Below are 14,214 nucleotides of genomic sequence, written 5' to 3' on the forward strand. Positions count from 1 at the left end.
GCTGTCGGCACACGGCGACAGCGTGGGGAAAGGGGCCACGGCGGACATTGCCAAATTGTTCCTTTGAGCGCGGGGCGGTACTGGCGGAGCCTACGGCTGTAGCGCCGGCGCCAGGGGATCGTCGATGAGGGGACAAGCGGGGGGGCTCCGGCGCCCGCGCCGGGGCGGCAAAGCCCTGCAGCGCAGGCTGCTCGCTGCGGGGCGCGGCCAGGTTCTGGCGGGGGCTGTATACCGGCTTGTCGACGCTGGTTTTCAACTCGTAACTGGTGACGTCTTCCACGTCGTTGGTGCGCACCCGGGTTACGTCGAAGTGGGGGGTTTCCAGCTGCTCGTTGGGGATGATGAAGATATCCACCTTGTAGCGGTTTTCCAGCCCGGCGATGGACTTGCGCTTTTCATTGAGCAGGTAGGCGGCCACGTCCACCGGCACCTGGGCATGGATCTGGCCGGTGTTGTCCTTGAGCGCTTCTTCCTCGATCAAACGCAGTATGGCCAGGGCCAGTGACTCGTTGTCGCGGATGGTGCCCTGGCCCAGGCAGCGGGGGCAGACGTGGGTGCTGGACTCGCCCAGCGAGGGGCGCAGCCGCTGGCGGGACATTTCCAGCAGGCCAAAGCGGGAGATGCGGCCCAGCTGGATGCGGGCCCGGTCCTGGCGCACGGCGTCGCGCAGGCGGTTTTCCACCTCCCGCTGGTGGCGCACCGGGGTCATGTCGATAAAGTCGATCACCACCAGGCCGCCCAGGTCGCGCAGGCGCAGCTGGCGGGCGATCTCTTCCGCCGCTTCCAGGTTGGTCTGCAGCGCGGTTTCCTCGATATCGCCGCCCTTGGTGGCGCGGGAGGAGTTGATGTCGATGCTGGTCAGGGCCTCGGTCGGATCGATAACGATGCTGCCGCCGGAGGGCAGGCGCACTTCCCGCTGGAAGGCGGACTCGATCTGGCTCTCGATCTGGTAGTGGCTGAACATGGGCACCTCGCCCTCGTACAGCTTGACCCTGTTGATGAAATCGGGACGCACCAGCTGGATATGCTGTTTGGCCCGTTCGAACACCACAGGGTTATCGATCAGGATCTCGCCGATGTCCCGGCGCAGGTAGTCGCGGATGGCGCGGACGATGACGTTGCTTTCCTGATGGATCAGGAAGGGGGCGGAACGGCTCTCGGCCGCTTCCTGGATGGCGGCCCAGTGGGTTTGCAGTACGTTCAGGTCCCACTCCAGCTCTTCGCCGGACTTGCCCACACCGGCGGTGCGCACGATAAGACCCATGCCGTCGGGCAGCTTGAGGTGCCCCAGGGCTTCTTTCAGTTCGGTGCGCTCGTCACCCTCGATGCGGCGGGAAATGCCGCCGGCGCGGGGGTTGTTGGGCATCAGCACCAGGTAGGAGCCCGCCAGGCTGATAAAGGTGGTCAGGGCCGCGCCCTTGTTGCCACGCTCTTCCTTGTCGATCTGGACGATGACTTCCTGGCCTTCCTTCACCACTTCCTTGATGTTGGGACGGCCTTGGTAGCTGTAACCGGAGGGGAAGTAGTTGCGGGCGATTTCTTTCAGGGGCAGGAAGCCGTGGCGTTCGGCGCCGTAGTCGACGAAGGCGGCTTCCAGGCTGGGTTCGACCCGGGTGATCTTGCCTTTGTAGATGTTGGCTTTTTTCTGTTCGTGGCCGGGGCTCTCGATATCCAGATCGTAGAGTTTCTGCCCGTCCACCAGGGCAACACGCAACTCCTCTTCTTGGGTTGCGTTGATTAGCATTCTCTTCATTGAGTTCTCTTTATTTATTAGGTTTTGACTGTTGCTACAGTGCTGTCATTCCCCCTGATTGGCCATTCGGTTCCGACCGGCACCGGCCTCGAGTCTGTTAGCGTAATGGGTACAGCCTCCCGGCTGGATACGCATGAGGCGCATTCTCAGGTGTCTATCACGTCAAAGGGGGGAGCCCAAAGGTCGCGAATCAAACGGAAAACCAGGGGTATTCAGGCTGCGCCATCCGGTTGCGGAAAGCGCGAAAAACACATGTATTATCACACTTTACCCACAGCCTTAGCAAGGCGCCATTTTTACAGCAAAAGCGCCCGGGCTGATGTTAGAATGGCGGCCATGAAACCAGAACAGCAAAACGTGCGGCTGCTCACCATAGAGGCTGAGCATGAAGGGCAGCGCATCGACAACTTTTTACGGACTCAGCTCAAAGGCGTTCCCAAAAGCCTGATTTATCGGATTCTGCGCAAGGGTGAGGTAAGGGTTAACAAGAAGCGCATCAAACCGGAATACAAACTGCTGGCCGGCGATGTGATCCGGGTGCCGCCGGTGCGGGTGGCGGAGCGGGAGCAGGCGCTGCCCTCGGCCCGGCTCGACAAGGTACAGGCGCTGGATACGGCCATCCTCTACGAAGATGATGCGCTGATCGTGCTGAACAAGCCGGCGGGCACCGCCGTGCACGGCGGCAGCGGACTCAGCTTCGGGGTGATCGAGGGCATGCGCGCCCTGCGCCCCGAGGCGCGTTTTCTCGAGCTGGTGCACCGGCTCGACCGGGATACCTCCGGCATCCTGTTGATCGCCAAGAAACGCAGCATGCTGAAAAGCCTGCATGAACAGCTGCGCGACAAGACCATGGACAAGCACTACCTGGCCCTGGTGCGCGGCCAGTGGCAGCCGCACCAGAAGGCGGTAACGGCGCCGCTGAAGAAGAACGTGCTGGCCTCGGGCGAGCGTATCGTGCGGGTAGATAAAGAAGGCAAGCCCTCGGAAACCCGCTACCGCATCGTCCGGCGCTACCGGGAGGCGACCCTGGTGGAGGCCAGCCCGGTGACCGGCCGTACTCACCAGATCCGGGTGCACAGCCTGCACGCGGGCCACCCCATCGCCGGCGATGACAAGTACGGGGATGCCCAGTTCGACGGCAAGATGCGCGAGCTGGGGCTGGAGCGACTGTTCCTCCACGCCTGCCGCATCCGCTTCTACCATCCGCGGCTGGAGCAGACCATGACCCTGGAAGCGCCCCTGGAGCCCGGTCTGCAGCGCTTGCTGGACAAGCTGGACCCCGCATGAAGTACCAGCTGGTGATCTTCGACTGGGACGGCACCCTGATGGACTCGGTGGCGCGTATCGTGGCCTGCATGCGGGCGGCGGCGCTTGACTGCGGGCTGCCGGAGCCCGAGGCGGGGGCGGTGCGCGATATCATCGGCCTGAGCCTGCGCCAGGCCTTTCCGTTGTTGTTCGGTCCCCTGGCGGAGGACGAGGCGGAGGCGTTGCTGCTGGCTTATCGCCGCCATTACCTGGAGCCGGACGGCACGCCCTCGCCGCTGTTCGAGGGCGCCGCCGACACCGTCGCCGGCCTGCACCAAAGCGGCTACCGGTTGGCGGTAGCCACCGGCAAGGCCCGGGAGGGGCTGGACCGGGTGCTGCTGGAGACCGGCCTGGGCCGCTATTTCCATGCCCTGCGCGGGGCGGACCAGGCCCGCTCCAAGCCCCATCCGCTGATGCTGGAGCAGATCCTGGATGAGCTGCGGCTGACGCCGGCCCAGGCGGTGATGGTGGGGGATTCCAGTTACGATCTGGCCATGGCCGAGGCCATCGGCATGGACAGGATCGGCGTTACCTATGGCGTTCATGATTCGGTTAAGTTATGCCAACATACACCGTTAACCCTGATTGACGACATCCGCCAGCTGCCGCGCTGGCTGTAACCGTCCGGCAGGTAGGGCCGTAAGCGATCAGCTTGAAGCCGGAAGCCGCCCGAGTTGCTTGACAACCCGGGCTTCTGTTCCGAGAGTTTCTTCCCGCTTCCCGCTTCCCGCTTCCCGCTTCCCGCTTCCCGCTTCCCGCTTCCCGCTTCCCGCTTCCCGCTTCCCGCTTCCCGCTTCCCGCTTCCCGCTTCCCGCTTCCCGCTTCCCGCTTCCCGCTTCCCGCTTCCCGCTTCCCGCTTCCCGCTTCCCGCTCAGGGCACCTCGACCCCGAAGCGGCCCAGCAATTCCACCAGGGCGATCAGCGGCAGGCCGACCAGGCTGTTGGGGTCCCGGCCTTCCATCCGTTCGAACAGGCTGATGCCGAGGCCCTCGCACTTGAAGGCGCCGGCGCAGTCGAGGGCCGGTTCCCTGTCCAGGTAGCGCTCCACCTGGACTTCGCTCAGGGGCCGAAACTGCACCGAAAAGGGTTCCACCAGGCTGTGCAGGACACCGCTGGCGGCATCCAGCACGGCCAGGCCGGTATAAAAGGTCACCTTGCGGCCGGCGGCGGCCAGCAACTGTTGCCGGGCCCGCTCCCGGGTGCCGGGCTTGCCCAGGATAAGGCCGTCCCGCACGCACACCTGATCCGAGCCTATGATGAGTCCTTGCGGGCAGCCGGCGGCCACCGCCCGGGCCTTCTGCTCCGCCAGCCGGCGCACCAGCGCCTCGGCCGGTTCGTGGGGGAGGGGGGCTTCGTCGATGTCCGGGCTCTGGCAGCGAAAGTCCAGGCCCAGCTTGTGCAGCAGCTGCCGGCGGTAGGGGGAAGAAGAGGCGAGGATAAGGTCGGCCATGGGATACCCTGCAGATTTGAGCATAATTAAAGAAAAACCAGGGGCCATTGTAGTGCGCCGGCGCACGCCCGTCATGCCCGGCCGCATCGAGGACTCCTTATTGACGGCCGGCCTGTTTTTCCCTTTGACTCCCGTGACTTGTCGCTATAATATGCGCGCCTTATGGAAAAGGTAAAGTTGCCCATTAAGGTTGATCCCGTCCGCTGCGCGCTCAAGCGCCTTGACTATCAAGGTGCCTTTGCCGCGGCACTGATGCCCAGACTGGCGGAATCGACCCAAGGTATCCATGGTGATATTGACGTGTCTCTGAGCTTTGGTACAGATGCCCAGGGGTTGCGCGTGATGTCGGGCCAGGCCCGCGCACAGGTGACGCTCCAGTGCCAAAGATGCAATGAGCTGTTTGATACCACTATAGAGTCCGAGTTTACATACACGCCCCTGCGTGAAGATGCAGAGGCGCCGGAGTTGCCGGAAGCCTACGACACTTTCGAAGTGGATGAAGTTGGTGAAATCAACCTGGTTCAGCTCGTGGAGGATGAACTCATCCTCAACCTGCCCCTGGTGCCCGTTCATGAAAATGAACACTGCGCCGAAGGCAAGTACGATATGAGCTTCGGCGATATCCCCACCACCGAGGAACGTCCGAATCCTTTCGCGATTCTGGAAGAATTGAAACGTAAGTAACTGATTTAGGAGTGAGGTCAAATGGCCGTACAACAGAACCGTAAAACCCGTTCCAGACGTGGTATGCGTCGTTCACACGATGCCCTGAGCACTGCTGCTCTGTCTGTGGATCAAACCACCGGTGAAATCCATCGTCGTCACCACGTGACTGCCGACGGTTTCTATCGTGGTAAAAAGGTAATCGCCAAGTAAGGGTTGCCTTTTGTCGCAGCTGACCGTTGCGTTGGATATGATGGGGGGCGATCACGGCCCCCCTGTCACAGTGCCTGCCGCCGCGCAGGCACTGTCGCTTCTGCCCGCCCTTCATCTGGTCCTGTTCGGTCCGGAAGCGGAACTTTCTCCCTGGTTGCAGCGCTTTCGACTGGACTCCCATCCCCGGGTGACCGTGCATTTCTGTTCCCAACAGGTGGGCAATGAGCACAAGGCGGCCTACGCCCTGCGCCATCTGACCGATTCGTCCATGCGCAAGGCGCTCGATGCCCTGGCGTCGGGACAGGCCCGGGCCTGCGTCAGTGCCGGCAACACCGGGGCCCTGATGGCCATGGCGGTCAAGGTGCTCAACACCCTGCCGGGCGTGGACCGGCCGGCGCTGATCACCCGTTTGCCGCAAGCCGGCGGCGGCTACGCCCTGCTGCTGGACGTGGGGGCCAACGTCAGTTGCGATGCCGGCCAGTTGGTCCAGTTCGCGCTGATGGGGGAACAGGCGGCGCGCCATACCCTCGATATCGACCGGCCCCGCATCGCCCTGCTCAACGTGGGAGCCGAGGCCAACAAGGGCAACGAGGTGGTGCGCGAGGCCGCCCTGCGGCTGCAGGGCACGGCCGGCCTGCACTATTGCGGCTATGTGGAAGGGGACGATCTCTTCGCCGGCAAGACCGACGTCATCGTCTGCGATGGCTTTGTCGGCAACGTGGCCCTCAAGACCAGCGAGGGTGTGGCCCGCCTGCTGCTGGGGCTGGGCCAGCGGCGCGGCTTCTTATGGAAAATATTGACTTTTTGGTTAAAAAGGCGGCTTTCCCATCTGAACCCCGACCAGTATAACGGCGCGAGTCTGATAGGATTACGCGCCAGTGTGGTCAAGAGCCACGGGAGTGCCGGCTCACCCGCCTTCTTGAATGCGATCTTGCAGGCCGTTGCCGAAATCGAACATGATCTGCCCGCAAGCATCGCGCATCGTTTTGACACTGCCCCACAGGGCAGTCACGCAAGATAACGCCTATGAACAGTAGAATATTGGGAACTGGCAGCTACCTGCCAGAGGCGGTACGCACCAATGCCGACCTGGAGCAAATGGTAGAGACCAGCGACGACTGGATCGTCGAGCGCACCGGTATCCGTGAGCGGCGCATCGCCGGGGCGGAAGAAAGCATCGCCACCATGTCCTATGGCGCCGCGCTGCGCGCCCTGGAGGCCGCCGGCATCGATGCCCGGCAACTGGACATGATAGTGCTGGCCACCACCAGCGCCGACAACGCCTTTCCGGCCGCGGCCTGCGAGGTGCAGGCCATGCTGGAAGTGCCCGGTATCCCGGCCTTCGACATCGCCGCCGCCTGTGCCGGTTTCAGTTATGCCCTGAGCGTGGCCGATCAGTTTATCCGCAACGGCCAGGCGCGCCACGTGCTGGTGATCGGCGCCGATGCGCTGTCGCGCATGTGTGCCCCGGACGATCGTTCGACCATCATCCTCTTCGGCGATGGCGCCGGCGCCGTGGTGCTGGGGGCCAGCGAGGAGCCCGGCATCCTCTCCACCCACCTGCATGCCGACGGCGCCTATGGCGAACTGCTGAAACTGCCCCAGCGCCAGCGCGGGGTGACCGGCAGCGAAATGGACGCCTACATGCACATGAAGGGCAACGAGGTGTTCAAGGTGGCGGTGTCGCGGCTGAGCGACATCGTGGTGCAGACCCTGGAGGCCAACGGCATCGACAAGTCCGAACTGGACTGGCTGGTGCCGCACCAGGCCAATTACCGCATTATCAACGCCACCGCCCGCAAGTTGAATATGCCGCTCGAGCGGGTGATCCTGACCCTCGACAAGCACGGCAACACTTCCGCCGCCAGCGTGCCCATCGCCCTCGACGAAGGGGTGCGCGACGGCCGCATCCAGCGCGGTCACCTGGTGTTGCTGGAAGCCTTCGGCGGTGGTTTTGCCTGGGGCTCGGCCCTGGTTCGTTATTAAAGAAGGAAACACCATGACTTTTGCCATTACCTTTCCCGGACAGGGATCCCAGGCGGTGGGCATGCTCGCGGGCGTGCTGGCCGAGCATGATATCGTCAAACAGACCTTCGCCGAGGCCTCCCGGGCCCTGGGTTACGATCTGGCCGAGCTGGTGCTGAACGGCCCGGCGGAAGAGCTGAACAAGACCTGGCGCACCCAGCCGGCGCTGCTGACCGCCTCCGTCGCCCTGTGGCGGCTGTGGCAGCAGCAGGGCGGGGCACAGCCTGCGGTGATGGCCGGCCACAGCCTGGGCGAGTACTCCGCCCTGGTTTGCGCCGGCGTGCTGTCGCTGGCCGACGGCGTCAGGCTGGTGGAGTTGCGCGGCCAACTGATGCAGGATGCCGTGCCCGAAGGCACCGGCGCCATGTCCGCCATCATCGGGCTGGACAACGACACCATCATCGCCAACTGCGCCCAGGCGGAGCAGGGCGAGGTGGTGTCGGCGGTCAACTTCAACTCCCCGGGGCAGGTGGTGATCGCCGGCCACAAGGCGGCGGTGGAGCGGGCCAACGCGCTGATGAAGGAAAGCGGTGCCAAGCGCGCCCTGCCGCTGCCGGTGAGCGTGCCTTCCCACTGCGCCCTGATGCGTCCGGCCGCCGAAAAGCTGGCCGAGACCCTGGCCGGGATGAACTTCAATGCGCCGGCCGTGCCCGTGATCAACAACGTCGACGTCCGGGCCGAGACCGATCCCGCCGCCATCAAGGATGCCCTGGTGCGCCAGCTGTACAGCCCGGTGCGCTGGACCGAAACGGTGGAGGCCATGGCCGGGCAGGGTGTGACCCTGGCGCTGGAAGTGGGCCCGGGCAAGGTGCTGACCGGCCTGGCCAAGCGCATCGACAAGCGGGTCGAGGGCCTGGCGGTGAACGACGACGCCGGCCTGGAGCAGGCGCTGGCCGCCGTCAAGGGTTAATGAGGTACGGAGACGGGCTTTCCCGGCTCCTGCAAGCGACGTAATGCGATAAAGGATGGTGGAGAGAAACTAAGCCGACCGTTGGCGCCATGGATGGCGCCGTCGAGCCCCCAGGGATGGGTCTACGGCGAGTCGGCGTGTTTTTCGCCACCATCCTCCCCACGGTTAAAGGAGTCATTATGAGTTTTTCCGGTAAAGTGGTGCTGGTCACCGGGGCCAGCCGGGGCATCGGCCGGGCCACCGCCGAGCTGTTCGCCGAACGGGGTGCCACCGTGATCGGCACCGCCACCAGCGACAAGGGCGCCGAGGCGATCAGCGCCTACCTGGGCGAAAACGGCACCGGCCTGGTACTGAACGTCACCGATGCGGAGTCCATGAACCAGCTGCTGGACACCATCAAGCAGCGTTACGGCGACATCGACATCCTGGTCAACAACGCCGGCATCACCCGCGACAACCTGATGATGCGGATGAAGGACGAGGAATGGCAGGACATCCTGGACACCAACCTGACCTCGGTGTTCCGTCTGTCCAAGGCGGTGTTGCGCGCCATGATGAAAAAGCGCTTCGGCCGCATCATCACCATCGGCTCCGTCGTGGGCACCATGGGCAATGCCGGTCAGGCCAACTATGCCGCCGCCAAGGCCGGCCTCATCGGCTTCAGCAAGTCCCTGGGCCGGGAAGTGGCCTCCCGCGGCATCACCGTAAATGTGGTAGCTCCCGGATTTATTGAAACTGACATGACGCGCGCATTGAATGACGAGCAACGAGCCGCTATCTTGTCACAGGTTCCGGCACAACGTCTGGGCGACCCGAAAGAAATTGCCTCCGCCGTTGCCTTTTTAGCGTCGGAAGACGCCGGCTACATCACCGGCGAAACGCTGCACGTTAACGGCGGCATGTACATGGTATGATGAAAATCCCGGCAGTTAGTGCCTATTTGACGGAAATTGCTGCATTTTTAGCATGAATTCTGGTTAGACCAGCCTCAAATAGGCTTGCAAACTACGGTCAATTTAATACACTACCGCAACGACACGCACTTGCGTATTTCTAAAGGAAAATACTGGTCATGAGCAACATCGAAGAACGCGTAAAGAAAATCATTGTTGAGCAACTGGGCGTTAAGGAAGAAGAAGTCAAACCCGAAGCCTCTTTCGTTGATGATCTGGGCGCGGATTCCCTGGACACCGTTGAACTGGTAATGGCTCTGGAAGAAGAGTTCGACACCGAGATTCCTGACGAAGAAGCGGAAAAGATCACCACCGTTCAAGCCGCGATTGATTACATCAACGCCAATCAGGAATAACAAACCTGTACCGGAGTGGCAGCCGCCGCTTCGGTTCTTTTCCCCGTTTTAACCCATTCGGAGACGCTCCTGTGTCCAAACGCAGAGTCGTGGTGACTGGCCTCGGTATGCTCTCTCCTGTCGGAAACTCGGTCGATGCCAGCTGGCAGGCCCTGCTGGCAGGTCAAAGCGGCATCACCAACATCGAGCACTTTGATACTACCGATTACAGCACCAAATTCGCTGGCCTGGTCAAGGACTTCGATCCCGAAGCGCACGGCATCGCCAAGAAAGAAGCCCGCAAGATGGACTTGTTCATCCAGTACGGGGTGGCGGCCGGTTTGCAGGCAATGACCGACTCCGGTCTTGAAATCACCGACGCCAATGCGGATCGCGTTGGCGTCTCCATCGGCTCCGGCATCGGTGGCCTGGGGCTTATCGAACAGAACCACAGCAACCTGATCGCCAGCGGTCCCCGCAAGCTGAGTCCTTTCTTCGTGCCGTCCACCATCATCAACATGGTGTCCGGCCACCTGTCCATCATGAAAGGGCTGCGCGGCCCCAACATCGCCGCCACCACCGCCTGTACCACGGGCACCCACAGCATCGGCCTGGCGGCGCGGATGATCGCCTACGGTGACGCGGACGCCATGCTGGCCGGCGGCACCGAGAAAGCCTCCACCCCCATGGGCATGGGTGGCTTCGCCGCGGCCCGCGCCCTGTCCACCCGCAACGATGCCCCCCAGAAGGCCAGCCGCCCCTGGGACAAGGAGCGGGACGGCTTCGTGCTGGGCGACGGCGCCGGCGTGATGATGCTCGAAGAGTACGAGCACGCCAAGGCGCGCGGTGCCAGGATCTACGCCGAGCTGGTCGGTTTCGGCATGAGCGGCGACGCCCACCATATGACGGCGCCGCCCGATGACGGCAGCGGGGCCGCCAGCGCCATGGTCAACGCCATCCGCGATGCCGGCATCGCCCCCGAGGCCATCGGATACATCAACGCCCACGGCACCTCCACCCCCCTGGGAGACGTGGCCGAACTGAAGGCGGTGAAGAAGGTGTTCGGCGACCACGCCTACCGGCTGATGGTCAGCTCCACCAAGTCCATGACCGGACACCTGCTGGGTGCCGCCGGCGCGGTGGAAGCCATCGTTACCGTACTGGCCCTGCAGGATCAGATAGCGCCGCCCACCATCAACCTGGACAACCCGGATGATGAGTGCGATCTGGATCTGGTGGCCCACACCGCCAAGTCCGGCCAGTTCGAGTATGCGCTGTCCAACTCCTTCGGTTTTGGCGGTACCAATGGCTCATTGATTTTCAAACGCATATAATGGCCCTTTGGCCAACATCAGCCCGGCCTCCGTGCCGGGCTTTTTTATTCGGACATCATGCAGACGATCATCACACCCGGCGAGCCGCTGCCGGCATTGTCCCGGGGCTGGCAACTGGGTGACGGACACTTCACCACCCTCCATGCACAAACCGGCCGGCTGCGCCACTGGCGTTATCACCAGGCGCGGTTGCAGGAGGCCTGCCGCCGCCTGCATATGGTGGAGCCGGACTGGTCCTGGTTGCGGGAGCAGGCCGAGGCCGTGCTGGACGGCTCCGATCAGGTGCTGCGCATCAGCCTGCTGCGGGGGCCCGGTGCCCGGGGCTATGGCATCGACGGTTGCGGCGAGCCGACCCTGGTGTTGAACAGTTCCCCCTTTCCCGGCCATTACTACGGCTGGCGGGAGCAGGGACTGGCCATCGGCCTGTGCGACGGTCGCCTGGGCAGCAGCCCCTTGCTGGCGGGACTCAAGACCCTCAACCGGCTGGAGCAGGTGCTGCTCAAGGCCGAGCTGGAGCGGCGGGGCTGGCCGGAGGGGGTGGTGCTCGACGCCGGCGGCCGGGTACGGGAAGCGGTGACCGCCAACCTGTTCTGGCGCCTTGGCGCGCGGATTTTCACGCCGGATCTGTCGAGTGGCGGCGTTTGCGGCACGTTGCGCGCCTGGTGCCGGGAGCACCTGGGGGAGCGGCTGACGCTGGTGGACGAGGAGCTGCCGTCCCTGCTGGCCGCCGACGAAATCTGGCTGACCAACGCCCTGATGGGGGTGGTGCCGGTCACCGCCCTCGGGGAACATTGGACGACCTCTTCTTTTACTGTGGCAAGAGAATTACAGCAAGCGTATGAACAGACTGATTAAATGGCTGGGGCGGCTGATGCTGGTGCTGACCCTGGCGCTGACAGGTGTTGGCATTTACGGTTTCAGCCAGTGGCAGAAGCTGGAGCAGATGGTGATCGCCGAGTCCTCCGAGCCCCTGTTCGTGGTGGCCCGGGGCGAAACTACCTTCCACCTCATCAACCGCCTGAGCCCGGAGCCGGTATCCGAACTGCACCGCCGGCTGTGGCTGCGCTTTCATCCCGAGCTGGCGGCGGTACGCCAGGGCACCTACCGGCTCGAACCCGGTACCCGGCTGCGCGATGCCCTGATGAAGTTCGTCAACGGTGACGTCTACCACCTGCGGGTCACCCTGGTGGAAGGGTTGCGCCTGGCCGACTGGCGACAGCGGCTGGCGGAGGCGGAATACCTGGAGGTGGAACTGGACGGCCTGTCGGAAAGCGAGCTGGCGGCCCGGCTGGGCGTGGAGCAGCCACAGCTGGAGGGCCTTTTCCTGCCGGAAACCTACAGCTACACCCCGGGGGATACGGATCTGTCCATTCTGCAGCGGGCCCACCAGGAGATGCACCGCTTTCTGGATGAAGCCTGGGAGGCGAGGGCGGACGGCTTGCCCATCAACAGCCCTTACGAGGCGCTGATCCTGGCCTCGATCATCGAAAAGGAAACCGGTATCGCCGAGGAGCGGCCGCTGATCGCCTCGGTGTTCGTCAACCGGCTGCGCAATGGTATGCGATTGCAGACCGACCCCACCGTCATCTACGGCATGGGCGACAGCTTCGATGGCAATATCCGCAAGCGGGATCTGCAGACCCATACGCCCTACAACACCTATATGATAGACGGCCTGCCGCCCACCCCCATCGCCATGCCGAGCAAGGAGGCCATCATCGCCACCCTGCAGCCGGTGGAGAGCGACTATTACTATTTTGTGGCCATGGGCGAGGGCCGGCACTATTTTTCCCGGACATTGCGCGAACACAACAGCGCCGTGCGCCGCTACATTCTGAAAAGGTGACCGCATGAGCCGCTTTATCGTGATCGAAGGGCTGGAAGGGGCCGGCAAGAGCACGGTCCAGCACCATGTGGTGGCCTGGCTGCAGGCCCGGGGCTGCACCGTGATCACCACCCGCGAGCCGGGCGGTACGCCGTTGGCGGAGAAGATGCGCGCCCTGGTGAAGGAAGTGCACGACGAGCCCCTGACCATGGAGGCCGAGCTGCTGCTGATGTACGCCGCCCGGGTGCAACTGGTGAAGAACCGCATCCAGCCGGCCCTGGCCGCCGGCACCTGGGTGGTGGGGGACCGGCACGATCTTTCTTCCCAGGCCTACCAGGGGGGAGGGCGCGGCATCGAGGCCCGCCTGATCCGCCAGATCAAGGAGGCGGTGCTGGGGGATTTTGCCCCGGACCTGACCCTTTACCTGGACATCGACCCGGCCCTGGGTCTGAGCCGCGCCCGCGCCCGGGGCGAGCTGGATCGCATAGAGCGGGAGCAACTCGGCTTTTTTGAACGCACCCGCGAGCGCTACCTGGAGCTGGTGTTGGCAGACCCGCGTTGCGAGTTGATCGACGCCAGCCGCAGCCCGGACGAGGTCAAGGCCGCGGTGCTGGCCTGCCTGGAGCGACGCCTGTGTACCCTTGGCTGAGTGCGCCGTTTCTGCAGTTGCAGGCGCTGGTGCGGAGCGGGCAACTGGGGCATGCCCTGTTGCTGAAAGGCGGGGAGGGCATGGGCAAGGGGGAACTGGCGAAGGAATTGTCTCGCGCTTTGTTATGCCAACATACTGATGTTGCCCCCTGTGAACACTGCCATGCCTGCCGGCTCCATGCCGCCGGCAGCCACCCGGATCTCCATGTGATCGGCGGCGAGGAACGCAGCATAGGTATCGACGCGATCCGCGGGCTCGGCCAGGTGCTGGCCGAAAGCGCCCGGCTGGGCCACGGCAAGGTGGCGGTGATCATCGGGGCCGAGAGGATGACCGAAGCCGCCGCCAACGCCTTGCTCAAGACCCTGGAAGAGCCGGCGGGGGAGGCGACCCTGGTGCTGACCAGCTCCCGGCCGGAGCGGCTGCTGCCGACCATTCGCAGCCGCTGCCAGCAGTGGCTGTTGCCGTTGCCGGCTCCCGCCATGGTACTCGACTGGCTGGCCGGTGAAGGCCTGGCGGGCAGCCAGGCCGCGCTCAATCTGAACCAGGGGTCGCCCCTGCATACCCGGGACTACCTGGCCCGGGGCGAGGATCGACAACGGCAGCAGTTGCTCGAACAGTTTGTCGCCCTAGCCGGGCAGCCGGGGCCGGGGACAGCGGCCTTGCAGTCGGCCCTGCTGGAGCGGCCGGCGCGGTTGCACTGGCTGCACCTGTTGTTGCAGGACGCCCTGCAGCTGGCTCTGGAAGTCCAGGCGCCGCTGCGCCTGGACGATGCCGAGCCGCTGAGCCGGCGCCTGAGCCG

Annotated in this window: 16 protein-coding genes; 14 read left to right on the forward strand and 2 right to left on the reverse strand. The window is 63.9% G+C overall.

What is annotated here, in order from left to right:
* On the reverse strand, window positions 1–1,753 hold a 1,753-nt coding region (rne, locus tag CGX12_RS16655; RefSeq protein WP_254918329.1), incomplete at its 3' end, for a ribonuclease E.
* Between the two features lie 336 nt (window positions 1,754–2,089).
* On the opposite strand from rne, the gene rluC reads away from it, so the two are divergent.
* Together rluC and CGX12_RS16665 are read left to right on the forward strand one after the other, a co-directional pair.
* Window positions 2,090–3,040 (forward strand): 23S rRNA pseudouridine(955/2504/2580) synthase RluC, encoded by a 951-nt coding sequence (rluC, locus tag CGX12_RS16660; RefSeq protein WP_094040986.1) that lies wholly within the window; start codon window positions 2,090–2,092, stop codon window positions 3,038–3,040.
* On the forward strand, window positions 3,037–3,678 hold the full coding sequence (locus CGX12_RS16665; protein WP_094040973.1) for an HAD family hydrolase: 642 nt from the start codon (window positions 3,037–3,039) through the stop codon (window positions 3,676–3,678). Before rluC ends, CGX12_RS16665 begins: the two co-directional genes overlap by 4 nt.
* Window positions 3,679–3,929: 251 nt before the next feature.
* On the opposite strand, the gene CGX12_RS16675 is transcribed toward CGX12_RS16665, so the two are convergent.
* A complete protein-coding gene (locus CGX12_RS16675; protein ID WP_094040974.1) occupies window positions 3,930–4,508 on the reverse strand; it encodes a Maf family protein in 579 nt (192 codons plus the stop codon).
* A gap of 162 nt (window positions 4,509–4,670) precedes the next feature.
* Here CGX12_RS16675 and yceD point away from each other — a divergent pair, with 162 nt between their 5' ends.
* From yceD to holB, 12 genes are all read left to right on the forward strand, one after another.
* Complete coding sequence (yceD, locus tag CGX12_RS16680; protein WP_094040975.1) at window positions 4,671–5,192, forward strand: 23S rRNA accumulation protein YceD; 522 nt, start codon at window positions 4,671–4,673, stop codon at window positions 5,190–5,192.
* 21 nt (window positions 5,193–5,213) lie between these two features.
* Window positions 5,214–5,384 carry a 50S ribosomal protein L32 gene (gene rpmF, locus CGX12_RS16685; RefSeq protein ID WP_094040976.1) on the forward strand — a complete coding sequence of 57 codons (171 nt, stop codon included), beginning with the start codon at window positions 5,214–5,216 and terminating at the stop codon, window positions 5,382–5,384.
* Window positions 5,385–5,394: 10 nt separating this feature from the next.
* Window positions 5,395–6,405, forward strand: a complete 1,011-nt coding sequence (gene plsX, locus CGX12_RS16690) for a phosphate acyltransferase PlsX (RefSeq protein WP_094040977.1) — start codon at window positions 5,395–5,397, stop codon at window positions 6,403–6,405.
* 5 nt (window positions 6,406–6,410) lie between these two features.
* The gene (locus CGX12_RS16695; protein WP_094040978.1) at window positions 6,411–7,370 is read left to right on the forward strand and encodes a beta-ketoacyl-ACP synthase III; all 960 of its coding nucleotides are present in this window, start codon (window positions 6,411–6,413) and stop codon (window positions 7,368–7,370) included.
* Between the two features lie 13 nt (window positions 7,371–7,383).
* A complete protein-coding gene (gene fabD / locus CGX12_RS16700) occupies window positions 7,384–8,319 on the forward strand; it encodes an ACP S-malonyltransferase (protein WP_094040979.1) in 936 nt (311 codons plus the stop codon).
* A gap of 179 nt (window positions 8,320–8,498) precedes the next feature.
* Window positions 8,499–9,233, forward strand: coding sequence for a 3-oxoacyl-ACP reductase FabG (fabG, locus tag CGX12_RS16705; RefSeq protein ID WP_094040980.1), 735 nt, complete (start codon window positions 8,499–8,501; stop codon window positions 9,231–9,233).
* A gap of 158 nt (window positions 9,234–9,391) precedes the next feature.
* Entirely contained in the window at window positions 9,392–9,628 is a 237-nt protein-coding gene (gene acpP, locus CGX12_RS16710; RefSeq protein WP_094040981.1) for an acyl carrier protein, read from the forward strand.
* A 71-nt stretch (window positions 9,629–9,699) separates the two neighbouring features.
* On the forward strand, window positions 9,700–10,941 hold the full coding sequence (gene fabF, locus CGX12_RS16715) for a beta-ketoacyl-ACP synthase II (RefSeq protein WP_094040982.1): 1,242 nt from the start codon (window positions 9,700–9,702) through the stop codon (window positions 10,939–10,941).
* A gap of 57 nt (window positions 10,942–10,998) precedes the next feature.
* Window positions 10,999–11,796, forward strand: a complete 798-nt coding sequence (gene pabC / locus CGX12_RS16720; RefSeq protein ID WP_094040983.1) for an aminodeoxychorismate lyase — start codon at window positions 10,999–11,001, stop codon at window positions 11,794–11,796.
* Entirely contained in the window at window positions 11,780–12,787 is a 1,008-nt protein-coding gene (mltG, locus tag CGX12_RS16725; protein WP_094040984.1) for an endolytic transglycosylase MltG, read from the forward strand. The genes pabC and mltG overlap by 17 nt, the downstream gene beginning before the upstream one ends.
* A 4-nt stretch (window positions 12,788–12,791) precedes the next feature.
* On the forward strand, window positions 12,792–13,415 hold the full coding sequence (gene tmk / locus CGX12_RS16730; RefSeq protein ID WP_094040985.1) for a dTMP kinase: 624 nt from the start codon (window positions 12,792–12,794) through the stop codon (window positions 13,413–13,415).
* Window positions 13,400–14,214 (forward strand): DNA polymerase III subunit delta' (holB, locus tag CGX12_RS16735; RefSeq protein ID WP_094040987.1); only part of this gene is annotated, 815 nt, incomplete at its 3' end. The genes tmk and holB, both read left to right, overlap by 16 nt.

Source organism: Zobellella denitrificans (assembly GCF_002237365.1).
Taxonomy (GTDB): Bacteria; Pseudomonadota; Gammaproteobacteria; order Enterobacterales; family Aeromonadaceae; genus Oceanimonas; species Oceanimonas denitrificans.